The sequence below is a fragment of the Streptomyces sp. NBC_00414 genome (genome assembly GCF_036038375.1).
In the GTDB taxonomy this organism is placed as follows: domain Bacteria; phylum Actinomycetota; class Actinomycetes; order Streptomycetales; family Streptomycetaceae; genus Streptomyces.
Genome location: NZ_CP107935.1, coordinates 5,692,660 through 5,707,792, shown reverse-complemented (window position 1 = coordinate 5,707,792; position 15,133 = coordinate 5,692,660). Strand labels below are relative to the sequence as shown.

Genomic DNA, 15,133 nt, shown 5'->3' with positions numbered 1-15,133 from the left:
CCTGCAGGCGCACCTGTGCCCTGCCGCGTCCCATTGTGCGGGAGGGGACTGACAACGCGGTCCGCGGCGCCCGGTGGTGCCCGGGCGCCCCGTCGTCAGCGTCGCCGGCGCCCGCGCCCTTCGCCCCGCTCGTCGTCCCGCGGCCCGTCCCGCTCGTCGTCGTCGCGCGGGCCCAGCAGCTCGTCGGCCAGCGTCGGCAGATCGTCCAGCGGGGTCTCCTCCGCCCAGTCCGAACGGGGGCGCCGCCGGGGCCTGCCCTCCTCGTCGACCTGGGGCAGCTCGTGGGTGCCGCCGTCGGAGGCTCCGGTTCCCGGCCGCTCCCTCTGCTGCTCCCCCTGCCGATCCTCACGGAAGTACCCGGGGGGCACCCGGTCCTCGGGCCCGCTCCCCCGCTCACCGGCATCACGGCCACCGCCACCACGGCCCGCGCCGCCACTGGGGCCACGGTCGTCCCGTACGGGAGGCAGGACAGCGGTCTCGTCCGCGGCGGGCTCCGGACGGACCGGAGGCAGCACCGCGGTCTCGTCGGCGGCTCCCTGCGGGGCCCGCCGATACTGCGGGGTCTGCGACGGCTGCGGGGTCTGCGGAGGCTGTGGAACCTGGGGCAGCACAGCCGTCTCGTCGCCCGCAGGACCGGCGTCCCGCGGCGGCACCGGAGGCAGGACGGCCGTCTCGTCGACCGGACCCCCGGACGCGTTCGTGGGCGTCACCAGAGGCGTCTGCACCGTGCTCTCGTTGTCGGGGCCGTCCACCGCCGAACCGGAACCGGACCCTCCTGAAGTCCGCCCGGCAGCACGCCCGGCGGCCCGTCCAGCGGCTCGCTCGGCGGCCCGCCCGGAAGCCCCACCGGCCCCGGAGGCCCCCGCGGAACCAGCGGCCCCGCCGCCAACCCCGGACCCCGCACCCGTACCCGGGCCGGGAGCCGCGGACGCCGCCGAAGCAGCGGCGGCAGCGGTAGCGGCGGCGGCACTCGCGGCCTCCGCCGCCCTGCGCGCCTCCTCGGCCCGGACCAGCGCCTCCTCGGCCTTCCGCTGCTTCTCCAGGCGCCGCTCCTCGGCCTCGGCCCGCAGCCGCGCCTCCTCCTCGGCCTGCTTGCGCCGGCGCTCCTCCTCGGCCGCGCGGGCCTTCTCCTCCGCGAGCTGCCGTGCCTGTTCCTGCTCGGCACGCACGCGCGCGGCCTCGGCCCGCTGACGGGCCTCCTCGGCCTGCCGCTCGGCCTCGCGCCGCTGCGCCTCTTCCAGTTCGAGCCGCTTGCGCTCTTCCTCCTCCGCGCGCAGCCGGGCGAGCTGTTCCTGGCGCTCGCGCTCCAGCCGCTCCTCCTCGGCCTTGCGGGCGGCCTCTTCCTCGGCCTTGCGGCGGGCCTCTTCCTCGGCCGCCTTACGGGCCTCCTCCTTGGCCTCGATCTCGGCCTCGGAGAGCGGCAGCACCACGTCCAGCCGGTGCCGGATCACGGTCGTGACGGCTTCGGGCTCCTGCCCGGCGTCGACGACCAGGTACCGGGCGGGAGCGGCGGCGGCCAGCGTCAGGAAACCGGACCGCACGCGCGCGTGGAACTCGGCGGGCTCCGACTCCAGCCGGTCCGGCGCCTCGGTGAACCGCTCGCGCGCGGTCTCCGGCGCCACGTCCAGCAGCACCGTCAGATGCGGTACGAGCCCGTCCGTGGCCCAGCGGTTGATGCGGGAGACCTCGGTGGGGGACAGATCGCGTCCCGCTCCCTGGTAGGCCACCGAGGAGTCGATGTACCGGTCCGAGACCACGACCGCGCCCCGTTCCAGAGCGGGCCGCACCACGGTGTCCACGTGCTCCGCGCGGTCGGCGGCGTACAACAGGGCCTCCGCGCGATGCGAGAGGCCGGCCGACGACACGTCGAGCAGGATCGACCGCAGCCGCTTGCCCACGGGGGTGGCGCCCGGTTCGCGGGTCACCACGACCTCGTGTCCCTTGGCACGGATCCACTCCGCGAGGGCCTCGGCCTGGGTCGACTTGCCGGCCCCGTCACCGCCCTCCAGGGCGATGAAGAACCCGGCGTCGGTGGGCGCCTGCACCGGGTCGTCCCCGCCGCGCAGCGCGTCCCGCAGGTCGTGCCGCAGGGGCACTCCGGAGCGGTCGTCGGCCTTGGCGAGGACCAGCGCGGCGACGGGCAGCAACAGCGCGCCGACCAGCATCAGAGTGAAGGCGGCGCCGCCGTGCGCGAACACGAACTTGCCGTTCTCCAGGCGGTGCGGACCGATGGCGGCGGCCACCAGCGGCGCCACCAGGACGCCCACGGCCACGAAGACCCGTACGACCGCGTGCAGGTGTTCCGTCGTACGCGCGCGGCGGTAGTCCTCTGCCTCCTGGTCGAGCAGGGCGTGGCCGGTGTTCGCGGCGACACCCGCGCCGATGCCCGCGAGGCCGACGATCAGGAGCACGGTGGTGACGTCGGGGACGAGTCCGGCGGCGAGCAGCGCGATGCCCGTGAAGGCGATCGCCAGGGCGAGCAGCCGCCGGCGCGACAACGACGGCAGCAGCTTGGCGGCGCTGCGGATGCCGACCACGACACCGCCGGTCACCGCGAGCACCAGCAGCCCGTACGTCACCGGGCCGCCGCCCAGGTCCTTGGCGTGCAGCACGGCCACCGCGACGGCGGCCGCGACGGCCCCGGCGACGGCCGCGCAGGCGAGCACCAGGAGCGCGATGGCCCCCGTGCGGCCCTTGTCGATGCCCGAACCCGTCCTGGGGCGGCGCAGTCCTTCGAGCGGCGACCTCGCGCGGGGGGTCCGCACGTCGGGCAGTTCGAGGAAGGTGAGCACCGACAGGGACGCGGCGAACAGGCCCGCGGAGACGTACGAGGCGAGCGCCGCCTGGTGCTGGTCGAACCACGCGAGTCCGGCGCCCAGCAGGTTGTTGAGGAGCCCGGCGACGACGAGGGCCGCCGCCGCGAGGGGCGCCGCGACGAATCCCGTACGCAGGGAGAGGCGCCGCAGGGCGTCCATGTGGTCCGGCAGCGGCCGTACCGTCGCGCCCTCCAGGGGCGGGGCGGGCAGCAGCGCGGGCGCCGCGCTCTCGCGGCACACCGTCCAGAAGCGCTCGGCGACCCCGATCACGAACGCCGTCACGAGCAGCACGGCCAGCGCGTTCTCGGGGGTCCAGTCGATCCACAGGGGCGCGATGATCAGCAGTACGGCCCGTACGCCGTCCGCGCCGACCATGGTCCAGCGGCGGTCCAGCGGACCGTCCTGGGCGGTGAGCGTGGAGAGCGGACCGAGCAGCACCGCCCCGAAGAGCAGCGTCGCGAGGATGCGCGCTCCGAAGACCGCCGCCACGGCGAGGGCCACTCCGCGGTAGCCGCCGCCGAAGGAGCCGTCGGACACTGCCGCCTGGAGGGCGAGCAGGACCAGGACCAGCAGGGCGAGGGCGTCGCCGACGCCACTCACCAGCTGGGCGCTCCACAACCGCCTCAGTTGCGGTACGCGCAGCAGCGCCCGGACGGCTCGCTCCCGTGAGTCCGCGACCAGGGCGTCGTCGGGGGCCGAAGTGTGGGCCGTTGGCTGCTCGGCTCGCGTCATCCCGCCAGCCTATCCGGACGGGCCCGGTCCCCGAATAGGGCCCCGAACATACGAACGCCCTCGACACCAAGTGGTGCCGGGGCGTTCGCTCTACGAACCGAAGGTGAACGATCCGGTTGGCCTCCGGACCGGTCTCGACCGAAGCCGAAAGGCGGCTCAGCCCTTCGCGCGGTCTCCTGTGCAGCCTCTGTGGAGAACGGCTCAGTCCTCGGACGGACGGCTCAGTCCTCGGAGGCCGCCTTGGCCGCGGTCGCCTTCTTCGCGGTCGTCTTCTTCGCGGTGGTGGTCTTCTTTGCCGCCGTTTTCGTAGCGGCTGTCTTCTTTGCCGCCGTTTTCTTCGCCGGCGCCTTCTTGGCGGGTGCCTTCTTCGCGGCCTTCTTGGCCGTCTTCTTCGCCGGCCCCTTCGCCCGCTTCTCCGCGAGCAGTTCGAAACCGCGCTCCGGAGTGATCTCCTCGACGCTGTCGTCGGACCGCAGGGTCGCGTTGGTCTCGCCGTCGGTGACGTACGCGCCGAAGCGTCCGTCCTTGACGACGACCGGCTGGCCGCTGACGGGGTCGGCGCCGAGTTCCTTCAGCGGCGGCTTGGCGGCCGCGCGCCCGCGCTGCTTGGGCTGCGCGTAGATCGCGAGGGCCTCGTCGAGGGTGATCGTGAAGAGCTGGTCCTCAGCTGTCAGGGAGCGCGAGTCGGTGCCCTTCTTCAGATACGGGCCGTAGCGGCCGTTCTGCGCGGTGATCTCCACGCCCTCGGCGTCCTTGCCGACGACGCGCGGCAGCGACATCAGCTTGAGGGCGTCCGCGAGCGTCACCGTGTCCAGGGACATCGACTTGAAGAGCGAGGCCGTACGCGGCTTCACGGCGTTCTTGCCGGTCTTCGGGGTGCCCTCGGGGAGCACCTCGGTCACGTACGGGCCGTAGCGGCCGTCACGGGCGATGATCTGGTGGCCCGACTCCGGGTCGGCGCCCAGCTCGAAGTCGCCGCTCGGCTTGGCGAGCAGTTCCTCGGCGAGGTCGACGGTCAGCTCGTCGGGCGCCAGGTCCTCGGGCACGTCGGCGCGCTGATGGTTCTCGGAGTCCTTCTCGCCGCGCTCGACGTACGGGCCGTAGCGGCCGACGCGCAGCATGATGTCGCTGTCGTGCACGGCGAACGACGACACCTCGCGGGCGTCGATGGCACCGAGGTCGGTGACGAGTTCCTTCAGGCCGCCGAGGTGGTCCCCGTCGCCGTTGCCTGCCTCCGCGGCGCCGGTCGCCTCGCCCTCGCCGAAGTAGAAGCGCCTGAGCCACGGCACGGACCGGGCCTCGCCCCGCGCGATGCGGTCGAGGTCGTCCTCCATCTTGGCCGTGAAGTCGTAGTCGACGAGCCGCCCGAAGTGCTTCTCCAGGAGGTTGACCACGGCGAAGGACAGGAAGGAGGGCACGAGGGCCGTCCCCTTCTTGAACACGTAGCCGCGGTCGAGGATCGTGCCGATGATCGACGCGTACGTCGACGGGCGGCCGATCTCCCGCTCTTCGAGCTCCTTGACCAGGCTGGCCTCGGTGTAACGGGCCGGGGGCTTGGTCGCGTGACCGTCGACCGAGATCTCCTCGACGGACAGCGGGTCGCCCTCCTCCACCTGCGGGAGGCGGCGCTCGCGGTCGTCCAGCTCGGCGTTCGGGTCGTCCGCGCCCTCGACGTACGCCTTCAGGAAGCCGTGGAAGGTGATCGTCTTGCCGGACGCGCTGAACTCGGCGTCCCGGCCGTCGGAGGCCCTGCCCGCGATCTTCACGGTGACGGAGTTCCCGACCGCGTCCTTCATCTGGGAGGCGACGGTCCGCTTCCAGATCAGCTCGTACAGCCGGAACTGGTCGCCGGTCAGACCCGTCTCGGCGGGGGTGCGGAAGCGGTCGCCCGAGGGGCGGATCGCCTCGTGCGCCTCCTGCGCGTTCTTGACCTTCCCGGCGTACACACGCGGCTTGTCCGGCAGGTAGCTCGCCCCGTACAGCTGCGTGACCTGGGCCCGGGCCGCGGTGATCGCGGTGTCCGAGAGCGTCGTGGAGTCCGTACGCATGTAGGTGATGAAGCCGTTCTCGTACAGCTTCTGCGCCACCTGCATCGTGGACTTCGCGCCGAAGCCGAGCTTGCGGCTCGCCTCCTGCTGGAGCGTGGTCGTACGGAACGGCGCGTACGGCGAGCGTCGGTACGGCTTCGACTCGACGGACCGGACGGAGAAGTCCGTGTTCTCCAGGGCGGTGGCCAGCGCGCGGGCGTTGGCCTCGTCCAGGTGGAGCGTGTTCGCGCCCTTGATCTGGCCGAGCGAGTCGAAGTCACGGCCCTGGGCGACGCGCTTGCCGTCGACCGCGGTCAGCCGGGCCACCAGGTTCGACGGGTCGCTGCGGTCGCCGGCGCGGCCGGTGCCGAAGGTGCCCGTGAGGTCCCAGTACTCGGCGGAGCGGAAGGCGATGCGCTCGCGCTCCCGCTCGACGACGAGGCGGGTCGCCACGGACTGGACGCGGCCCGCCGACAGCCGCGGCATGACCTTCTTCCACAGGACCGGCGAGACCTCGTAGCCGTAGAGGCGGTCGAGGATGCGGCGGGTCTCCTGGGCGTCGACCATGCGCTGGTTGAGCTCGCGCGGGTTGGCGACGGCGCTGCGGATCGCGTCCTTGGTGATCTCGTGGAAGACCATCCGGTGGACGGGGACCTTGGGCTTCAGGACCTCAAGGAGGTGCCACGCGATGGCCTCGCCCTCGCGGTCCTCATCGGTTGCGAGGAAGAGCTCGTCGGAATCCTTCAGCAGGTCCTTGAGCTTCTTGACCTGGGCCTTCTTGTCAGCGTTGACCACGTAGATCGGCTGGAAGTCGTTGTCGACGTCCACGCCGAGCCGACGTACCTCGCCGGTGTACTTCTCGGGCACCTCCGCGGCACCGTTGGGGAGGTCGCGGATGTGCCCGACACTCGCTTCGACGACGTATCCAGGGCCGAGATAGCCCTTGATCGTCTTCGCCTTGGCAGGCGACTCGACGATGACGAGTCGGCGGCCGCCGTGTGCGGTCTCGCTGGTCGGGGACAACTTCGCTCTTCTCTCCGGTCGACGCAGGGTGTCTCGCCCCAGGCCTTGAACCCGGGGGTCGGGTCATGCTGACGCTGCGGAGTGTGACGGTACATCCCGCCCCCGTGTCAAACGGGAAAAGCCCGCAACGGCCACTCGAACGGTAACCCGACTCCCGCCATTCCTGCCGCCCGGAGTGCCGACCTGCCGTTTCGGGGTCATCCGGAGCGTGACCTCTCAATTGCCGGAGCGGAGGGAGTTCGACCGGCGTCGATCTTGTCCGTGCCCGCCGCGTCACGGCGATTCCCGGACAGCGGGGCCGCAGTGCGCGGACGGCTCGCGACGGTGTCCGGCGAGCGGTGGCGGGCCGGAGCGTCGGCCGCGGCGCGCGCTCAGAGGCGAGTGAAACACCACACGGCGAGAAGCACGGCAGCCGTCCCGGCGAAGCCCGCGACCGCCGCAGAGGTGACGGGGCCCACTCCGTGGGCGACGGGGGCGCGCTGCCGCAGCCGGACCGCGGTCCACAGCAGCAGTCCGCCTCCGAACAGGGCGAACACCGACCCCGTGAAGATCGCCGGTCCGCTCTCCATGGCTCGTCCCTTCGCCCTCGCGTGTCCTGGGTCCCGCCCTTGCGTGCCCCCGGTCGGGACGCTGGCACCTCCGGGAGACCGGAAGCCCAACCAGGGGTGAACACAAGGCGGCCGGCTCCGTGCGCCCCGATGCGGGACGGCTCACACCGCGGCCGCACCGTGACCGCGCGGGATCGGCCACCGCGTGTGTACGGAGCCGACCACGCCTTCGGGTGGAGTCCGTCACACCGCGCCGGGCTCCGATATCTTTCCGCTCGTCTGCGTGCCGTCGGCGCGGCTCACCGTGCACACCGCCTTGGTGAATCCCTGGTTCCAGGAGTACTTGTCGGCTATCCAGCCGTAGACGACACGCTCGGTGTCGGGCGCCCAGGTCGACTCGAACCTGTTGCTGCAGAGCTTGTTCGCGTTGTCGATGCCCTTCTGGTAGTTCATGTTCGCCGGGGCCGGGACGACGCCTATCACCTGGTCGCTGTGCAGCTCGGCGCAATCGGCCAGCGAAGCCTTGTAGGTGTCCTTCTCCAACTCGACGATCCAGCAGTCACCGATGCCCATCTGACCGGCCGACAGCTGCGCCCCGTCCTCCCGGAAACGGCCCACCGCGCCACCGATGGCGGCATGCCGTCCGAGTACGAGACATGCCGTACGGGCCTCGGCCGCCTCGAAGCCGCGCTCCGTCGGCGTCACGGTGTAGAGCTCCGCGTCGGGCAGCGCCTCGGCGATCTCCTCGCCCTGCCGCTCGCAGCGCCTCGCCCCCGCGGCGCGGGCGTCGGCGTAGTCGGCCGCCGTGTCCACCGCCACCACCTGGCCGTCCGGCCAGTCCTTCGCGCAGTCCACGACGCCGAGGTTCGGCACCGACTTGAACGGCGTCGCGGACCAGACGGTCCGCACACAGTCCCCGGTCTTCAACGGCTTGGTGAGTCCCACCTTCTTGCCGTACGGGAGGGCCGGCCCCGTGTCGTCCGACGAGGGCGGTGTCGTGCCGCCGGTCTTCGCCCCCTTCTTGTCGTCACCGCCGAACGTGACGACCGCCAGCGCTGCGCCGCCGACCACCAGCACCAACGCCGCGACGACCGTGAGGACCGCGGCGGTGGACAGGACGCGTCGCCTGTCGCCCCGGCCGCCGTCGGCATCGGTGACCGCCGTCGGACCGCTCCCGTAGGGCGGGGATCCGCCGCCGGCGTGGGGCGAGACCGGACCGACGCCCCCGTAGGGCTGCGGCGGCTGGGGATATCCGCTGTTCCCGTACGGCGAGGAGGACTCGCCCGCGTACGGATTCCAAGCCCGGTACGGAGCCTGCGCGCCGGGCCCCTGCCAGGGGTCCTGGCCGCCGCCCGGCGGACCCTGCGGAGAGGGACCGCCCGGGGTGTGCGGTGTCTGCGGAGTGTTGCGGCTCCGCGGGGTGTGCGCGGGCGGCAACTGCGGCGGGTTCCCGGGCGGGGACGAACCGCCGGGAGTCTCGGCGAGTGGGCCGGGCGGCCCGGAGCCCGGCGTGGAGGCGGGAGCCCGGCCCCCGCTGCCTCCCCATGGAGCCCCCTGCCCCGCGGCGGGCGCGGACCCGGGAGTCGGTGTCGACCACTCGGGCCCGCCACCGGCTGCCGCGGCCCCGCCGCCCGGAACCACCCCGGGCGGCGGCCCGAACACCCCGCCCGCCGGGCTCCGCAGCACCCGCTCCAGCCCGCGCGACACCGCCTCCGGCGAGAACCTGCGCACCGGGTCCTTCACCAGCAGTCCGTGCAGCACCGGCGCCAGCTCACCCGCTCGCTCCGGTGGGGTGGGCTCCTCGCTCAGCAGGGCCGTCAGGGTCGCGTACTCCCCGTGCCGGTCGAACGGGCCGCGCCCCTCGACCGTCGCGTACAGCGTGGCGCCGAGCGAGAACATGTCGGCGGCGGGAGTGGGCGGCTCGCCCCGGGCGCGCTCCGGCGAGAGATAGCCGGGCGTGCCGAGGATGCCGGCGGTGGCGGTGAGCCGGGGCTCACGGGACTCGGGCTGGAGCGCGATGCCGTAGTCGGTGAGCAGCACGCGCGCGAAGGGGTCGCCCGAAGCGTCCGGGGCCAGAAGGATGTTGGCGGGTTTCACGTCCCGGTGGAGGATCCCGATCCGGTGCCCGGCGGTGAGCGCGTCGAGCACGCCGAGCCCGATCCGGGCGGTCTGCCCGGGCGTCAGCGGCCCCGACCGCCGGATCACCGTCTGGAGGTCGACCGCGTCCGGCACGAACTCCATGACGATCCAGGGCAGCCCCTCGTGCATCAACACGTCGTGCACGGTGGCCACATGCGGGTGGCCGCGCAGCCGTGCCGCGTTCCGTGCCTCGCTGCGGGCCCGGGCGATACGCTCCTGGGCCTGCGGCTCCACCCTTTCGGCAGCCTCGCCCGCGGACTCGCCCGAGTCCATCGGCACATCCAGGTTGATCTCCTTCACGGAGACCTCGCAGGCCAACTCCTCGTCGTACGCGAGCCAGACCCGGCCCATGCCGCCCGCACCCAGCGTGCGCAGCAGCCGGTACCGCCCGCTGATCAGCCTGCCTTCACCCCGACCCGGCGTGTCCCCCGACATACAGCCTCCCCCGAGACAGCGCGCCTCCCCCGAGGACGCGTGCGTTCTGTCTCTCGAAGGTAGCTTCGCACGCACCACTGACAGGAGCCCTTTTGCGGACCAATCGTGCCAGAACCGGCGCATCAGGCTCATGGGTGCGGACACGCATCAGCCGTGGCGCTCCCGCCCGCCCGCCGACGACGATTTCACGTCACCCGGCGGGCCCTGGAAGCCCGTCGGGCCACCTCCCGGTCCGCCCGGACGTCACCGCGCCGCGTACGTGACCTCCCCGGAATCGAGTAGGCGGAGGGCGTCACCGGGCGGGATCACGGAAGCCGGGGCGTCAGTGGGGCGCGGGCTCGATGAAGCCCTGCTCGACCAGCAGCCGGATCTGGGCGGGCGTCCGGTCGCGCAGCAGCACCGGGTCCTCTCCGACCAGTTGGGCGATGGCGTCCAGGATGCGCCCCGCGCTCAGCGTGCCGTCGCAGACGCCCGCGAAACCCGCGCCGACGGTGTCCACCTTCGTGGCCCGCCGCATTCCGCGGTGCTGGCGCAGCACGACGTGCTCCGGGTCCTCGGCGCCGGGCAGTCCCACCTGCTCCTGCACGATCTCGCCGACCAGCCTGAAGTGCGCCTCCAGCAGGGCCGCGTCGTCGTGCGCCCGCAGATAGTCGACCCGCTCGAAATGCGCGCGCACGGTGTCGCCGAGCGGCTGCTCGACGGAGTGCGGCCACTCCTCCAGGACGACCGAGGGCAGCTCCGCCGTCGTCCTGCGCAGCGTGATCCAGCCGAAGCCGACGGCCTTCACCTTCCGCGCCTCGAACTCGTCCAGCCAGGCGTCGTACCGCGCCTGGTACTCCACGGGGTCGCCGTGGTGGTCGCCCGCGTCACGCAGCCACAGCTCGGCGTACTGCGTGACGTCCTGCACCTCGCGCTGCACGATCCACGCGTCGCAGCCGCGCGGCACCCAGGAGCGCAGCCGGTCCTGCCAGTCCTCGCCCTCGACGTGCTGCCAGTTGGCCAGGAACTGCGCGTATCCCCCGTCGTTCAGGTGGTCGCCCGCCTGCTGGACGAGCGTGCGGCACAGATCGTCGCCGCCCATCCCGCCGTCGCGGTAGGTGAGCCGGGCGCCGGGGGAGATCACGAAGGGCGGGTTCGAGACGATGAGGTCGAACGTCTCGTCGCCCACCGGTTCGAACAGGGAGCCCTCGCGCAGGTCGGCCGCCGGAGCCCCGGACAGGGCGAGGGTGAGCGCGGTGATGTGCAGCGCGCGGGGGTTGAGGTCGGTCGCGCTCACGCGCGTGGCGTGCTGTGCGGCGTGCAGCGCCTGGATCCCCGAGCCGGTGCCGAGGTCGAGCGCGGCGGCGACGGGGGTGCGCACGGTGATGCCCGCGAGGGTGGTGGACGCGCCGCCCACGCCGAGTACGACACCTTCGTCCTGGCTGCCGATGCCGCCGGCCCCGCCGACCGCGCAGCCCAGGTCCGAGACGATGAACCAGTCCTCGCCGCCCGGTCCGCCGTACGGCCGTACGTCGACGACCGCCGCGACCTCGTCCCCGCCGACGCGGGTCAGCCAGCCGCCCTCCAGGCAGTCCTCCACCGGCAGGACGTCCGCCACGCGCGCGTGCGGCACGGGCTGCTGCAGCAGGAACAGTCGTACGAGTGCTTCCAGCGGGGAGTCGCCCCGGGTGGCCCGGAGCGCGGGCACGGTCTCGCTGCGTGCCAGCGCCGCGTACGCGGGGGCTCCGAGCAGGTCGAGCAGCCCGTCGGCGCTGAAGGAGGCGCCCAGGAGGGCGTCCCGCAGCCGTGCGGTGACGTCGGTACGGTCGGACGAGGGCAGCGGTGCCAGGCTGGTGTTACTCACCCGCCCATTGTGACGCGCGAACGGCGCAGGGCGGGCGGCCCGCTGCCATCGCGGGCACATTTTCGGCGGCCGACCGGGTTCTCCGGAGTCGCGGCCGGACAGCCCCGGGTCACCCGAGCCGCGGCAGACAAGGCCGGGTCACCGGAACCGCGGCCGGACATGGCCGGGCCCGGCGCCGGAGTGCCTGAACACTCCCCGCGCCGGGCCGCGCGGTACCGGTCCGTGCCGGCCGCACCGGTCCGTACCGGGCCGTCGTGCCGAAGGTCAGCTCTTCGTCGCCGCAGCCGACGGGGACGCGCTCTTGCAGCTCTCCTGCTTGGCCATCGCCTTGCCCACGTCGCCCTCCTCCAGCTTCGCGAGGGCGTCGTTGCCGCTCTGACTCAGCTTGTCCAGCTGGGTGGCGATCCCCTTCAGACCGTCGGCGAACTTCGCCTGGTCCTTCGTGTCGAGGTCGTCGACCTGCTTCTTGAGGTCGCCGTACGACGCGGAGATGGTGTTGAGCTCCTTGACGGCGTCCGTCTTCTTCTTCTCGCCGCCCTCCACGTCCGGCGCACCCGCCTTGTTCACGGCAGCACCGATCGCCTTGTAGGCGTCGGACATGTCCTGGAAGGCCTGGGCGTCGGTCTTCTGGACGTCCGCCGGGGTGCTGTTGTCCGAGGTCTGCTGCTGGATGGAGGTGTTGGCGGCCGAGATCTTCTTGGCCTGCGGCTTCACCGCGTCACAGACCTGCTTGGCCCAGTCGTTCAGCTTGTCGCCGTTGTCGTCACTACTGCTGCATCCCGACAGCGCCAGTACCAGTACCGCACCGCCGGACAGCGCGGCCGCGAGCTTCTTGTTCACCGGATTGGTCCCTTCCATGGCTCTCGGCCCCGGAACATACACGCCAAGCGGGCCGCACCACCGTGACGAACATCCGTTTGGACCACTATTAGAGCCATTTGCACCAGGTAAGGGCCGGGCGAGATAAGGCTCACGAAACAGGGCGTACACACACGCGGGCGGGCGGACGGCACGTCAGTACGCGCCGTCCGCCCGCCCGTTGGGCGGAACCGCTCAGCCGATGGCCCGGAGGCTACGAAACCACCGCCGGATCCGCCGACTTGGCCACCCGCTCGGAGTTGCCTTCGTCGCCCACGGCGATGCCGCGCCGCTTGGACACGTACACCGCGCCCACGATCACGAGGAACGAGAGCGCCGCGATGAGGACCCGCATGCCCACGCTCTTGTCCTCGCCGTAGCTGAATTTGACGACCGCCGGCGCGATGAGCAGCGCCACCAGGTTCATCACCTTCAGGAGAGGGTTGATCGCGGGTCCTGCGGTGTCCTTGAAGGGGTCGCCGATCGTGTCGCCGATCACCGTCGCGGCATGGGCCTCGCTGCCCTTGCCGCCGTGGTGGCCGTCCTCGACGAGTTTCTTGGCGTTGTCCCACGCGCCACCGGAGTTGGCGAGGAAGACCGCCATCAGCGTGCCGGTGCCGATGGCGCCCGCGAGGAACGCGCCGAGCGCGCCGACCCCGAGTGTGAACCCGATCGCGATCGGCGTCAGTACGGCGAGCAGACCGGGCGTGGTCAGCTCGCGCAGCGCGTCCTTCGTACAGATGTCGACGACGCGCCCGTACTCGGGCTTCTCGCTGTAGTCCATGATCCCGGGGCGCTCGCGGAACTGCCGCCGCACCTCGTAGACCACGGCCCCGGCCGACCGGGACACCGCGTTGATCGCCAGCCCCGAGAAGAGGAAGACGACCGCGGCGCCCGCGATGAGCCCGACGAGGTTGTTGGGCTGCGAGATGTCCATCATCAGGTTCATCGGAGCGCCCGGACCCGAGACCTTCTGCCCCACGTCGTTCGCGGCCGTGAGGATGGCATCCCGGTACGAGCCGAAGAGCGCCGCCGCCGCCAGTACCGCGGTGGCGATGGCGATCCCCTTCGTGATGGCCTTGGTCGTGTTGCCGACGGCGTCCAGGTCGGTGAGCACCTGCGCACCCGCGCCCTCGACGTCGCCCGACATCTCGGCGATGCCCTGCGCGTTGTCGGAGACCGGCCCGAAGGTGTCCATGGCGACGATGACGCCGACCGTGGTGAGCAGACCCGTTCCGGCGAGGGCCACCGCGAACAGGGCCAGCATGATCGACGTACCGCCGAGCAGGAAGGCCCCGTAGACGCCGAGGCCGATCAACAGAGCGGTGTAGACGGCCGATTCGAGACCGAGCGAGATACCGGCGAGGACGACGGTGGCCGGGCCGGTGAGCGAGGTCTTGCCGATGTCCTTCACCGGGCGACGGGTCGTCTCGGTGAAGTAGCCGGTCAGTTGCTGGATCAGCGCGGCCAGCACGATGCCGATGGCGACCGCGAGGAGCGCGAGGATCCGCGGGTCGCCCGACTTGCCGAGGATGGCCTCGTCCGTGACGCCGTCCAGGTCCGCGTACGAGGAGGGCAGGTAGACGAAGACGGCCACGGCCACCAGCACCAGCGAGATCACCGCGGAGATGAAGAAGCCACGGTTGATGGCGCTCATCCCGCTGCGGTCCGCACGGCGCGGAGCGACCGCGAAGATGCCGATCATCGCCGTGACCACACCGATCGCGGGCACGATCAGCGGGAAGGCGAGCCCGGAGTCGCCGAACGCCGCCTTGCCGAGGATCAGCGCGGCGACGAGCGTGACGGCGTACGACTCGAAGAGGTCGGCGGCCATACCGGCGCAGTCGCCGACGTTGTCGCCCACGTTGTCCGCGATGGTCGCGGCGTTGCGCGGATCGTCCTCCGGGATGCCCTGCTCGACCTTGCCGACCAGGTCGGCGCCGACGTCGGCCGCCTTGGTGAAGATGCCGCCGCCGACACGCATGAACATGGCGATCAGCGCGGCTCCGAGACCGAAGCCCTCCAGGACCTTCGGCGCGTCGGCCGCGTACACCAGCACCACACAGGAGGCGCCGAGCAGACCGAGCCCCACCGTGAACATGCCGACGACGCCGCCCGTGCGGAAAGCGATCTTCATGGCTTTGTGCGAGACGGCGGTGAGATCCTTTTCGGGCTCACCCTCCGCCGGGGTCGCTTCCCGTGCCGCGGCGGCCACGCGAACATTGCTGCGTACGGCGAGCCACATGCCGATATATCCGGTGGTCGCCGAGAACGCCGCACCGATCAAGAAGAAGACCGATCGGCCGGCACGCTGATTCCAGTCGTCCGCGGGCAGCAGCATGAGCAGGAAGAACACCACGACGGCGAATACCCCGAGGGTACGCATCTGCCGCCCCAGGTAGGCATTCGCACCCTCCTGGATCGCGACCGCGATCTCCTTCATGCTGTCGGTGCCCTCGCCCGCCGCGAGCACCTGGCGGACCAGGACCCCGGCGACGGCAAGCGCCGCAAGGGCGACGACCGCGATCACCACCACGATGAGGCGGTTGTCGTCTGTCAGTACTGCGGCTGCGAGGGTAGTGGGCTGGTCAAACTGATGAGGGGTAGAAAGCCCCGCCATTCGTCCTCCTTGACGCTTGGACCGAGCTCAAGATGTGGACGGATTGTAGGTACCGGAACCTGATCAAAACAGTGCGCGGTAAGCGGAATTGG

At 71.8% G+C, this 15,133-nt stretch carries 7 protein-coding genes; all 7 read right to left on the bottom strand.

The genetic code is table 11. The features are described from left to right. Positions 1–95: 95 nt before the first annotated feature. The 7 genes from tmk to OHS59_RS24735 all read right to left on the bottom strand — a co-directional run bounded on the left by tmk (position 96) and on the right by OHS59_RS24735 (position 15,041). Positions 96–3,548: a dTMP kinase gene (gene tmk / locus OHS59_RS24765; RefSeq protein WP_328495595.1), complete on the bottom strand. Its 3,453-nt coding sequence runs from the start codon at positions 3,546–3,548 to the stop codon at positions 96–98. Positions 3,549–3,769: 221 nt separating this feature from the next. Next, the gene (topA, locus tag OHS59_RS24760; protein ID WP_328495594.1) at positions 3,770–6,598 is read right to left on the bottom strand and encodes a type I DNA topoisomerase; all 2,829 of its coding nucleotides are present in this window, start codon (positions 6,596–6,598) and stop codon (positions 3,770–3,772) included. Between the two features lie 371 nt (positions 6,599–6,969). After that, positions 6,970–7,167, bottom strand: coding sequence for a hypothetical protein (locus tag OHS59_RS24755; protein ID WP_328495593.1), 198 nt, complete (start codon positions 7,165–7,167; stop codon positions 6,970–6,972). 222 nt (positions 7,168–7,389) lie between these two features. Beyond that, positions 7,390–9,720, bottom strand: coding sequence for a serine/threonine-protein kinase (locus OHS59_RS24750; RefSeq protein ID WP_328495592.1), 2,331 nt, complete (start codon positions 9,718–9,720; stop codon positions 7,390–7,392). A 322-nt stretch (positions 9,721–10,042) separates the two neighbouring features. Further along, entirely contained in the window at positions 10,043–11,563 is a 1,521-nt protein-coding gene (locus tag OHS59_RS24745) for a DUF7059 domain-containing protein (protein ID WP_328495591.1), read from the bottom strand. 264 nt (positions 11,564–11,827) lie between these two features. After that, the gene (locus OHS59_RS24740) at positions 11,828–12,421 is read right to left on the bottom strand and encodes a small secreted protein (RefSeq protein WP_328495590.1); all 594 of its coding nucleotides are present in this window, start codon (positions 12,419–12,421) and stop codon (positions 11,828–11,830) included. A gap of 214 nt (positions 12,422–12,635) precedes the next feature. Further along, positions 12,636–15,041, bottom strand: coding sequence for a sodium-translocating pyrophosphatase (locus OHS59_RS24735; protein ID WP_328495589.1), 2,406 nt, complete (start codon positions 15,039–15,041; stop codon positions 12,636–12,638). Positions 15,042–15,133 lie beyond the last annotated feature (92 nt).

What these genes read in the sequence shown, in the direction of transcription:
- OHS59_RS24735 (WP_328495589.1), bottom strand. Translation starts at nt 15,041, where the DNA reads ATGGCGGGGCTTTCTACCCCTCATCAGTTTGACCAGCCCACTACCCTC.
- OHS59_RS24750 (WP_328495592.1), bottom strand. Translation starts at nt 9,720, where the DNA reads ATGTCGGGGGACACGCCGGGTCGGGGTGAAGGCAGGCTGATCAGCGGG.
- tmk (WP_328495595.1), bottom strand. Translation starts at nt 3,548, where the DNA reads ATGACGCGAGCCGAGCAGCCAACGGCCCACACTTCGGCCCCCGACGAC.
- OHS59_RS24755 (WP_328495593.1), bottom strand. Translation starts at nt 7,167, where the DNA reads ATGGAGAGCGGACCGGCGATCTTCACGGGGTCGGTGTTCGCCCTGTTC.
- OHS59_RS24740 (WP_328495590.1), bottom strand. Translation starts at nt 12,421, where the DNA reads ATGGAAGGGACCAATCCGGTGAACAAGAAGCTCGCGGCCGCGCTGTCC.